This is a genomic window from Nocardioides ganghwensis, from assembly GCF_014779655.1.
GTDB classification, from domain to species: domain Bacteria; phylum Actinomycetota; class Actinomycetes; order Propionibacteriales; family Nocardioidaceae; genus Nocardioides; species Nocardioides ganghwensis.
Genome location: NZ_JACXYX010000003.1, coordinates 320838 through 331302 on the forward strand (window position 1 = coordinate 320838; position 10465 = coordinate 331302).

The window sequence follows — 10465 nt, forward strand, 5'->3', positions numbered from 1 at the left end:
CGGGATGAAAGCGTCCCGGGTCGATGGGGAGTGACTTCCAGTCCGTCGGGTCTGACTTCACCGCTCGGTGTGGCTGAGCGATGTCACAGTAGCGCCACTGCGCCGGATTCCCACCGGCTTCCTCAGGACTGGGTGCGTGGAGCGTAGCGCACCCAGCAGGTCGTCGGTGACGGCCTTGCGCCGCGCGCTGATCCGGACCCACTCGTCGCCGAGCCCGGGGAACGTGTCGGCCCGTCGTACGGCGAAACCCTTGTCCCGTAGGGCTTCCCGGCTCCCCTCACCGGTGCGGGCGAGGACGTACGGCGCGGTGCTGGGGACGGTCTCGATGCCGAGCTCGCGCAGCCCGTCCTCGAGGTGGCGTCGTCGCCGCTCGAGCTCGGCGGCCCGCCGCCGGGCCTCGTGCTGCGCGTCGTCGCTGCTCGTCGCGACGAGCGCGGCGATCGCCGGGGCGGAGACCGACCACGGCGTCTGGAGGTCCCGCAGCGCGCGTACGACCTCGGGCTCGGCGAGGACGTAGCCCGCGCGGATGCCGGGGATCGACCAGATCTTGGTGAGGCTGCGGAGCACGACGATGCCGGGGAGGCGGGAGCCGGCCAGCGTCTCGACGTCGTCGTCGAGGAAGGCCTCGTCGACGACGACCAGCCGTCCCGGTCGTGCGAGATCGCGGATGACGGGGGCGGGGTGGCGTACGCCGGTGGGGTTGGTCGGGTTGCCGATGACCACGAGGTCGGCGTCGTCGGGCACGTCGTCCGGGTCGAGCCGGAAGCCGTCCCCGTGCCGCAGGACGAGCTGGCCGGGGGTGTGGCCGGCGGTGCGGAGCGCGACCTCCGGCTCGGTGAACTGCGGGTGCACGACGACGGGGTGCTGCCACTGCTCCAGCCGGGCGAGCAGCGTGAAGGCCTCGGCGGCGCCGGCGGTGGCGAGGACGTCGGCGGGCTCACGACCGTGCCGCCTCGCGACCGCCCGCTCGGCCTCGGCCGCGTCGGGGTAGGCGTCGACCTCGGCGAGGCTGTCCGCGAGCGCGCGGTCGAGCCACGTCGGACGCGGGCCGTCGAAGACGTTGACGGCGAGGTCGACCAGCCCGGGGCCGGCGTCCTTGTCACCGTGGTGGCGCAGGTCGGGACCGGCGTACGCCGCGGCCGCCGCGACGAACCGTGCCGCGAGCTGCGGGTGGCCGGCCCAGTGGGTGTGGAGGTACGACGCGTGCAGGCTGTGCGTCGCGACGCCGGCGCGGTCGGGCATCAGCCAGGCCGCGTCGCCGGTGGTCGCCCGGGTCAGGCGGGTGCGGTGGTACTCGTGCCCGGTGACCTGCTCGTGTGCGCGCGCCAGGAGGTTGTCGGTGGGCGCGGTCGCGGTGCGGTAGGACAGCGTGAGCCGCGGCGCCATCTCGGCGGTCGCGTCGATGGCGCCGACCATCGGGACGGCCGGCCCGTCCGGGCCCCGCACCGACTCGCAGAGGTAGAGCAGCCCGGCGCACTCCGCCACCGTCGGCAGCCCGCGCGCGATCGCCGTACGGAGGTCTCGCCGCAGGCGTTCGTTGGCGCCGAGCTCGGCGGCGTGCATCTCGGGGAAGCCGCCGCCGAGGTAGAGCCCCGTCGTGCCATCGGGCAGCCGAGTGTCGGTGAGGGGGTCGAGCTCGACGACCACCGCCCCCGCCGCTCGCAGGAGCTCGACGGTCTCCGCGTAGCGGAAGGTGAACGCACGCCCACCCGCCACCGCGATCCTCGGTCTGTCGCCGGTTGCGCAGCGAGGAACGAGCGTGTCGAAACCAAGAGCCTCCGAAGGACTCCACGGCACCCCCGCCAACCCCGGCGCCCCCGACGCCAGCCGTACGACCCGCTCGAGGTCCACCCGCTCCGCGATCTGCCCCGCCAGGCGGTCCAGCGCCACCGCAGCATCGGCCCGCTCGCCCGCCGGCACCAGCCCGAGGTGCCGCGACGGCGCCTCGATCCCGTCGTCGCGCTGGAGGATCCCGAGCACCGGCACCATCTCGCCGATCGAGCGCACGACCTCGTCCGCGTGCCGCGCCGAACCCGCCTTGTTGAGGATCACCCCGACCACGTCGACCGGCGGCTGGCTGGGGTCGGGGGCCCAGGTGCAGAGCCCGTGGATGGTCGCGGCGATCGTGCGCGACGCCGACGAGATGTCGACGACCAGCACCACGGGCGTACGGGTCACGGCGGCGACGTGCGCGGTCGAGGCGAACCCGTCACCACCGATCTGCCCGTCGTACAGGCCCATCACGCCCTCGATGACCGCGACGTCCGCGCCGGCGGCGCCGTGGAGGAGGAGGGGTACGAGGCGCTCCTCCCCGACGAGGTGCGGGTCGAGGTTGCGGCCGGGGCGGCCGGTGGCGAGCGCGTGGTAGCCGGGGTCGATGTAGTCGGGGCCGACCTTGTGGCCGCTGACGGTGTGGCCGGCGCGGGCGAGCGCGGCCATCAGCCCCGTGGCGACGGTGGTCTTGCCGTGGCCCGACGCCGGGGCCGCGACCATGAGCCGCGGCAGGCTCACCATTCGATGCCTCGCTGGCCCTTCTGCCCGACGTCCATCGGGTGCTTGACCTTGGTCATCTCGGTGACGAGGTCGGCGGCCTCGACGAGTCGCGGGTCGGCGTTGCGGCCGGTGATGACGACGTGCTGGCGACCGGGCCTCGACGTGAGCGCGGAGACGACGTCGTCGACGTCGACCCAGCCCCACTTCATGGGATAGGTGAACTCGTCGAGCACGTAGAGCTCGTGGCGCTCCTCGGCCAGCGCCCGCTTGATCTCGGCCCAGCCCTCGGCGGCGGCCGCGGCGTGGTCGTCGTCGGTGCCGCCCTTGCGAGACCACGACCAGCCGGAGCCCATCTTGTGCCAGGTGACCGGCCCGCCCTCGCCGGTCTGCGTGTGCAGCTCGCCCAGCCGTTCGAGGACGGTCTGCTCGCCGATGCGCCACTTGGCGGACTTCACGAACTGGAAGACCCCGATGTCGAAGCCCTGGTTCCAGCCGCGCAGCGCGAGCCCGAAGGCGGCGGTGGACTTGCCCTTGCCGTCGCCGGTGTGGACGGCGAGCAGCGGGCGGTTGCGGCGCTGTCGGGTGGTGAGGCCGTCGTCGGGGACGGTGGTCGGTACGCCCTGCGGCATCAGGCCCTCCAGCTGTCGAAGTGGACGGCCTCGTCGAGGGTGCGCCCGCGGCGCCAGCCGTGGCGGACGAGGTCGGGCACCTCCTGCAGCTCCGTCACCGGACCGAGGCAGAGCCACGCGACCGGGCGCACGCCGTCGGGCAGGCCGACGAGGTCGGCGAGGAACTCCTCGCGGTAGAACGACACCCACCCGACGCCGAGGCCCTCGGCGGTGGCGGCGAGCCAGAGGTTCTGGATGGCGAGGCAGGTGGAGTAGAGCCCGGTGTCGGCGATCGCGTGGCGGCCGAGCACGTGCTGCCCGCCGCGGGACTCGTCGTACGTCACGACGACGCCGAGCCCGGACTCGCGGATGCCCTCGACCTTGATCTTCTCGAAGGTCGCGCGTCGCTCCGGGGGCAGGTCGGCGGCGAAGGTCTGCCGCTCTGTCTCGACGTGCTCGGCGAACGCCTCGCGGGTCCCGTCGTCGAAGACGAGCACGAAGTCCCACGGCTGCGAGTGCCCGACGCTGGGCGCGTGGTGCGCCGCCTCGAGCACGCGACGCAGCTGCCCCAGGTCGACGGCCTCGCCGCTGAACTCCGCCCGTACGTCGCGCCGGCGGGCGATGACGTCGTAGAGGTCTGTGCTTGGAATGGCCTGCTCCATGGAGGTCTCGGGGTCCCCGCGGCGTTGTTCGGGGGAGCGAAGCGGAGGAGAAGAAGGTCGTGGGGTGAGTTTCATGCTGCGCGCGCCAGGCCGGCGAGCGCCTGGGCGCTGACCTCGGCGATCGGGAGGTGGGTCGCCCGCATGGCCTGCGCGAGTGCGCCGGCGAGGCCCATCCGCATCGCGCCCTGCTCGCAGTCGACGACGACCGAGGTGGTCTGGTGGTCCGCGATCCAGCCCGCTGCCTGTCGGCTGCGGGCGACTGCGTCCGCGCCGTGGGTGGCGCGGCCGTCGGTGATCACGATGAGCAACGGTCGGCGTCGCGGGTCGCGCACGGCCTCGACGCGCAGCACCTCGGCCGCGGTGAGCAGGCCTTCGGCGAGCGGCGTACGCCCTCCCGCGGGCAGCTCGGTCAGGCGCCGGGCGGCGATGTCGACCGAGTGGGTGGGGGGCAGCGCGATTTCGGCGCCGTCGCCGCGGAAGGTGACCAGCCCGACCTTGTCGCGGCGCTGGTAGGCGTCGAGCAGCAGGCTGAGGATCGCGGTCTTGACCTGCTCCATCCGCTTGCGCGCGGCCATCGACCCGGAGGCGTCGACGCAGAAGAGGACCAGGTTGGCCTCGCGCCCCTCGCGCCGTGCGGTGCGGAGATCGTGCTGCTCGAACCGCAGCCGTCCCTCGTGGCGCCCACGGGCTCGCTGGTACGGCGCGGCGGCGCGGATCGTCTCGACGAGGTGCAGCCCGCCGGTGCCCTGCGGGTCCGTCCCGACGCGCCGGCCGTTGGAGGTCAGCGCGGGAGATCGCTTCCCCGACTCGCCCGCGCCCGTGCCGTGGACCTCGAACCGCCGCACCCTGTAGGGATCAGCGACGCCCGCAACCATCGTTGGTTGAGCAGGGCGCGCAGCGCCCGTGTCGAAACCAGGATCCGGGGAGTCCGCTGGTCGAGCAGGGCCCCCCGGGCCCTCTCCCTCCGTCGGTTGAGCAGGGCCCCCCGGGCCCTCTCCCTCCGTCGGTTGAGCAGGGCCCCCCGGGCCCTCTCCCTCCGTCGGTTGAGCAGGGCCCCCCGGGCCCGTGTCGAAACCCTGATCCTCCGAGTCCCCCTCCCCATCCCCCTCCGGCTCCGGAGGCAGCGGCGGCTCCGGCTCCTCGTCCCCCAGCACCGCATCGAGCAGCTCCTCGTCCAACCCGGGCGCATCGAACGGGTTCCTCCGCCGCCGGTGCGGCAGCGCGAGCATCGCGGCCTGACGGATGTCGGACCTCGTGACGGTGGTTCTCCCGTTCCACGCCGCGTGCGCCACCGCCGTACGCGTGGTGACGATGTCGGCGCGCATCCCGTCGACCTCGAAGGCGGCGCAGACCTCGGCGACCTTGGTGAGCACCGCGTCGGTGAGCTCGACCTCGGGGAGCAGCTTGCGGGCGGCGGCGATCCGGTCGGTGAGCGCGCGCTCCGCGTCGGCGTACGCCTCGACGAAGGCCTGCGGGTCCGCGTCGAACGCGAGCCGGCGGCGTACGACCTCGGCGCGCAGCCGCGGGTCGCGCGGCGCGGCGATCTCGACGGTGAGGCCGAAGCGGTCGAGGAGCTGGGGGCGGAGCTCGCCCTCCTCGGGGTTCATGGTGCCGACGAGCACGAAGCGGGCGGCGTGCGCGACGGAGACGCCGTCGCGCTCGACGGTGGAGCGGCCCATCGCGGCGGCGTCGAGCAGAAGGTCGACGAGGTGGTCGTGGAGGAGGTTGACCTCGTCGACGTAGAGGATCCCGCGGTGCGCGCGGGCGAGGAGGCCGGGCTCGTACTCGGCGACGCCGTCGGCCAGCACCTTGGACAGGTGCAGCGAGCCGAGCACGCGGTCCTCGGTGGCGCCGACGGGCAGCTCGACGAGGCGTACGGGCCGGGTCTCGGTCTCGGCGTCGAGGGGCCAGCGCTGCTCGGGGCCCGGACCGTCGGGGGAGACGTCGCCGGGCCGGCTCGAGAACCGGTCGCCGGCGACCACCTCGATCGGCGGTAGCACGGAGGCGAGGGCGCGCACGGTGGTGGACTTCGCCGTGCCCTTCTCGCCGCGCACGAGGACGCCGCCGACCTCGGGGGAGATGGTGGTGAGGACCAGCGCGAGGGTCATGTCGTCGCGATCGCCGGCCTGTGAGGGGACGACGGCGGACAGGGGGTACTGCAGTGGCATGGGGGCTCCCGCTCTCGTTGCCAGCTTCGTTGGATGGCGGGAGGCCGGTCTTCGGACTTCTCGGATCGCCATCTTCGACGTCTCGAGTCACCGCAGCGGGCCCTGTGCCGGATTCTCACCGGCTTCCCAGATTCTCCCCAGACTTCGGGGCACCTCTCGCCTTGTGCGCGTCACGATAGCGTCTGCGGCCATGTCGTCCACCGGGGTGCCCAGTGAGGTCGTGGTCGTCGGGATCGGCGCCGACGGCTGGGCCTCGCTGCCCGAGTCGTCGCGCTCGCTGGTGCTGGAGGCGGCCGTGCTGTGGGGCGGGTCGCGGCACCTGTCGCTGGTGCCTGCGGTGCCCGGTCAGGTGCGGGTGCCGTGGCCGTCGCCGCTGTCCGCGGGCCTGCCGTCGCTCCTTGCCGAGTACGCCGGGCGCGCCGTCGTCGCGCTGGCGTCGGGGGACCCGCTGGTGTCGGGGATCGCTTCGACGCTGCTCGACCTGGGCGCGCCCGTACGCGTGGTGCCGGCGGTGTCGTCGGTGGCGCTCGCGCGGGCTCGCATGGGGTGGTCGGCGGAGTCGTGCGCCGTGGTGTCGCTGGTCGGTCGGCCGGTGTCGGTGGTGGCGCGGGAGCTGGCGCCGGGGCGGCGGATCCTGGTGCTGTCGTCGGATGCGTCGACGCCCGATGCGGTGGCCGGGTTGCTGACGTCGTCGGGCTGGGGTGCGTCGCGGATGACGGTGCTCGGGGACCTGGGCTCCTCGTCGGAGTCGTCGGTCTCGGGAGTCGCCTCGTCGTGGTCGGTCTCGTCGCCGAGGCTGAACGTCATCGCCCTCGAAGTTTCTGGAAACGGTCTCGCCTCCTGGGCGCCGGGCCTCCCCGACGACGCCTTCGAGAGCGACGGCCAGCTCACCAAGCGCGACCTCCGCGCCTCCGCCCTCGCCCGCCTGATGCCGGCGCCCGGCCAGGTCCTCTGGGACGTCGGCGCCGGCGCCGGCTCGGTCGGCATCGAGTGGATGCGCGCCCATCCGACGTGCCTCACCTTCGCCATCGAGTCAGACCCCGTACGCGCCGACCGGATCATGCGCAACGCCCAGGCGCTCGGTGTGCCCGACCTCGAGCTGGTGATCGCGCGCGCGCCGGACGCCCTCGAGGGTCTGCCTGCCCCGGACGCGATCTTCATCGGTGGCGGCGCGACCCGCCAAGGAGTCCTCGACACCTGCCTGTTTGCGCTGAAACCTGGCGGCCGCCTCGTCGTCCACGGCGTCACGCTGGAGACCGAGATGCTGCTGGCCAAGGCGTACGGCGACCACGGAGGCGGGCTCACCCGCATCGGCATGGAGTCGGCGGCTCCAGTCGGCACCTTCACGGGCTGGACACCAGCCCGCGCGGTCACGCAGTGGACGTGGAACCGAGCCGCGACCTGAGGCACGGAGCCAGCGGCGATTCGCTGCATGCGTAGTGACACCCGTCCACTACGGGAGTAGTGTCACGGCTAGGCAGAGTCTCTCGGCGGAAGGGGCGAACACCATGCCGTCAGTACTGATCACCGGAGCTGGCCGCGGCATCGGCGAAGCCATAGCGCTGCGACTGGCCGGCGCCGGGTGGACCGTCCTGGCCGGCGTCCGCAACGACTCCAGCGGGGATCGCCTGGCCGCCCAGCACAGCCGCGTCACACCGGTCCTGCTCGACATCACCAACGAGACGCACATCGCCGCCCTGGCCGACCAGGTGCCCGGCCCGCTGGACGCGTTGGTGAACAACGCCGGCATCGGAGTGTTGGGTCCGGTCGAGGCCGTCTCCATCCCGGACTTCCGCCGCCAGTTCGAGGTCAACTTCTTCGGTCAGGTCGCCGTGACCCAGGCCGTGCTCCCCCAGATCCGTGCCGCCAGTGGCCGGATCGTGTTCATCTCCTCGACCGGCGGCCGCGCGCCGGTGCTGCTGGAGGGCGCCTACTGCGCATCGAAGTTCGCGGTCGAAGGACTCGCGGACGTGCTCAGGGGAGAACTGCGGCCCTGGGGCATCGACGTGTCCGTTGTCGAGCCGGGCCCCACCGACACTGGTCCCTGGCGCGAGATCCAGTCGATGCTTGCAGACATGGAGGAGGGTATGTCCGCCACACACCGCGAGCTCTACGCACAGCACATTCGCGGGATCCGCAGGCTGGTCACGACGCTCCAGCGCCGGACTGCGCCGCCGGACGTCGTAGCCCGGGTTGTCGAGCAGGCGTTGACCGCACGCCGCCCTCGTGCCCGCTACGCCGCCGGGGCCCAGGCCCAGGCGATGCTCACCATGAACGCGGTGCTGCCCACGCGGCTCAACGACGCCATCGGTTCCCGCCTCCTCGGCCTGCGGCACCCCACGCGGTCCAAGGCGATCTCGAGCCACGCGGGCTGACATCGTCCACGCAGTGAGGCACGAAGCAGTCCGGCACTGCGCTTCAACCGCCGTCTTCTCGCCGATCGGTGGCTACGGACAGCTCGAACCGCTTCCTCGCCGACCGAGGGATCGAACCTCAGAAGACCTGGGTCGCTGAGGGCAGCCTCGAAGATGGAGCGACGGAGATCAGATGGATCGAAGAGGACAGACCACTCTTCGCCCGTTGACACCCCTGGGCATGAAGCGGGGGACGCTAGCTCCCCATGCGCCGGTTGGGTCCGCTGCACGAACGGTCGTCAGCCTGACCTAGCCCATGTCGCCGCGGATGACCAAGACCCTCAGGTTGCGTGCTGCTGAACGACGTTGAGCACGTTGCCATCGGGAGCGCGGACGAAGAAGCGGGTCACGCCCCACGTCTCGGTTGTCAGGGGATGCACGATCTCGTACCCGCGCTCCTGTGCTTGGCGGTAGGCGGCTTCGACGTCGTCGACCATGACCGAGACCACGGGGTCCACGGGTGCGGTGGCATCGCTGGTCATCACCTGGAGCGTCGCCCTGGATGCCGGCGAGGTGTGGCGGGCCACCCAGCCCAGGTTGAACTCCTCTTCGGCCAACCCGAGGTAGTCGCTGTAGAAGCTCCTGGAGGCGGGGAGGTCGGGTACGTGGAGGTCGGCGATGATCTGCGTGACGCGGATGCGGGACGTGTCGGCACTCCCAGCTGTGCCGGTTTCGCCTGAGGTCTGCTCCGGCGCGGCTCCCAGGAGGTGGATCCAGCGCGGATCCTGCTGGCCCGACCGGCGCTCGAGCTCTCGCACGAGCGGTTGCGGGCGACTCGCCATCCGGCGCAGGCACTCCTCGACCTGGCCCCGGTCGGCGAACCCGTGCAACCGCTCGGTGCGGGTGCGCAGCTCACCCGGCGCCTGCGCCCCGCGGAGCAGCAGCACCGTGAGCAGCGCCCGCTCGTCGGGCTCGAGGGCGAGGTGCTCGTCGAGGATCTGGTGGTACTTCAGTGTCCGGCGCCCGGTGTCGGACCACACGATCCGTAGCAGCCCGCGGTCCTTGAGCGACTTCGCGGTCCGCTCGACGGTCTGCTGGTCGAGGTCGGTGACGGGGTCGCGGCTGCTCCTCTGGTTGCACGCCGAGACCAGTGCGTTCGCGGAGAGGGGATAGGTGGCGGGCACGGTCGTCTGCTTCTCCAGCAGGCTGCCGAGGATGCGCTGGTCGGTCGCATCGAGGACGGGGAGTTCGCTCACGTCACGACCTTAGGTCTGCCTGGGCACGATTGCGCGGATCGAACAGCGTCCATTCGCCGCGAGCCGGACGCGGCCGATTCGCAACACCTCGAACGACTTCGAAGAGCCCAGAAACGCGCACGCGTGTCCGCGCCAGAAGAGTGTGCGTGCCCATGACCATCGCGAGGTCCTGGACGCTCGCCGAGGCCTAGCCAATCTGCAGATCGCCCGTTCGCCGGAAGGTGTTCCAGCGCGGAGGCTGCCAGTCGTCCCGCAGGGGATCCGGGAGCCACATGTCGTGCAGGACCCGGTTTCGCATGCCGGTCGCTGCTCTGGCCGCGAGCAACGCATTGTCCCCAGACGTCAGGACCTCTCGATCCGCACCCGAGCTTCGGAGCAACTTCCGGCATTCGCTGACGAGTTGGTCAAAGCGTTCACTGCCCTGCTTTCCGAAACGCTATCGAGTTGGCGGGACAAGAAGCCGTGGACGTTGTCCACGCCGTATTCCAGGTGTGCGTGCGCCCGCGCCACCCGTCCGACCCAGAGCGACAGGGCATCGTCGTTGCTCAGGCCCGGCGGGGGATCCTGCGCATCCATTCGTTGACCGTACCCATCTTCTGAGCTCGGGGTCGCCCACAGCACGCGTCGTACCGCCGCGAGTCGGTGACCCGCACGTGCCGACGCCAGGACGCGGATGCGGGACGCGTACTTGGACGCCACTTTTACGCGCGGACTAGCCCGCGTGGCGAATGGCCGGGTTGTTCGGCAAGGTGCGAAGCAGGTCGCTCGGTCAGGTACGGCGAACCGCGCCGCTCCAGGGCGAACTCAACCGGTTGTTGCAACTCGATCGTGAGGTGAGAGGTTGCGGCGCATGCCGGGAGTGAGGTTGACCGCGGATCAGCGGTTGGTGATTGAACGGGCGTATCTGGCGGGTTTGCCGCAGGC

7 protein-coding genes and 1 riboswitch are annotated in these 10465 nt (G+C 71.9%); of the genes, 2 read left to right on the plus strand and 5 right to left on the minus strand.

The genetic code is table 11. The features are described from left to right. Positions 1–57: 57 nt before the first annotated feature. The 4 genes from IEZ24_RS05555 to IEZ24_RS21995 form a co-directional block, all read right to left on the minus strand. Complete coding sequence (locus IEZ24_RS05555; RefSeq protein ID WP_191192818.1) at positions 58–2514, minus strand: cobyrinate a,c-diamide synthase; 2457 nt, start codon at positions 2512–2514, stop codon at positions 58–60. Further along, a complete protein-coding gene (cobO, locus tag IEZ24_RS05560; RefSeq protein WP_129452953.1) occupies positions 2508–3122 on the minus strand; it encodes a cob(I)yrinic acid a,c-diamide adenosyltransferase in 615 nt (204 codons plus the stop codon). The genes IEZ24_RS05555 and cobO overlap by 7 nt, the downstream gene beginning before the upstream one ends. Then, positions 3122–3763: a 5,6-dimethylbenzimidazole synthase gene (gene bluB, locus IEZ24_RS05565; RefSeq protein WP_129452952.1), complete on the minus strand. Its 642-nt coding sequence runs from the start codon at positions 3761–3763 to the stop codon at positions 3122–3124. The genes cobO and bluB overlap by 1 nt, the downstream gene beginning before the upstream one ends. Before the next feature lie 71 nt (positions 3764–3834). After that, positions 3835–5931 (minus strand): VWA domain-containing protein, encoded by a 2097-nt coding sequence (locus IEZ24_RS21995; protein ID WP_191192819.1) that lies wholly within the window; start codon positions 5929–5931, stop codon positions 3835–3837. A gap of 25 nt (positions 5932–5956) precedes the next feature. Further along, positions 5957–6103, minus strand: a riboswitch (cobalamin riboswitch). A gap of 18 nt (positions 6104–6121) precedes the next feature. Between IEZ24_RS21995 and cbiE the strand changes: the two genes are divergently transcribed. Together cbiE and IEZ24_RS05580 are read left to right on the plus strand one after the other, a co-directional pair. Beyond that, a complete protein-coding gene (gene cbiE / locus IEZ24_RS05575; protein ID WP_129452950.1) occupies positions 6122–7336 on the plus strand; it encodes a precorrin-6y C5,15-methyltransferase (decarboxylating) subunit CbiE in 1215 nt (404 codons plus the stop codon). A 103-nt stretch (positions 7337–7439) separates the two neighbouring features. Further along, positions 7440–8306: an SDR family oxidoreductase gene (locus IEZ24_RS05580; protein WP_129452949.1), complete on the plus strand. Its 867-nt coding sequence runs from the start codon at positions 7440–7442 to the stop codon at positions 8304–8306. A gap of 320 nt (positions 8307–8626) precedes the next feature. Here IEZ24_RS05580 and IEZ24_RS22235 read toward each other — a convergent pair whose 3' ends face one another. After that, positions 8627–9541, minus strand: coding sequence for a DUF480 domain-containing protein (locus tag IEZ24_RS22235; RefSeq protein ID WP_242498331.1), 915 nt, complete (start codon positions 9539–9541; stop codon positions 8627–8629). Positions 9542–10465 lie beyond the last annotated feature (924 nt).

Coding starts and splice junctions, on each gene's coding strand:
- IEZ24_RS21995 (WP_191192819.1), bottom strand. CDS start 5,931: ATGCCACTGCAGTACCCCCTGTCCGCCGTCGTCCCCTCACAGGCCGGC.
- IEZ24_RS05580 (WP_129452949.1), top strand. CDS start 7,440: ATGCCGTCAGTACTGATCACCGGAGCTGGCCGCGGCATCGGCGAAGCC.
- IEZ24_RS05555 (WP_191192818.1), bottom strand. CDS start 2,514: ATGGTGAGCCTGCCGCGGCTCATGGTCGCGGCCCCGGCGTCGGGCCAC.
- bluB (WP_129452952.1), bottom strand. CDS start 3,763: ATGGAGCAGGCCATTCCAAGCACAGACCTCTACGACGTCATCGCCCGC.
- cbiE (WP_129452950.1), top strand. CDS start 6,122: ATGTCGTCCACCGGGGTGCCCAGTGAGGTCGTGGTCGTCGGGATCGGC.
- cobO (WP_129452953.1), bottom strand. CDS start 3,122: ATGCCGCAGGGCGTACCGACCACCGTCCCCGACGACGGCCTCACCACC.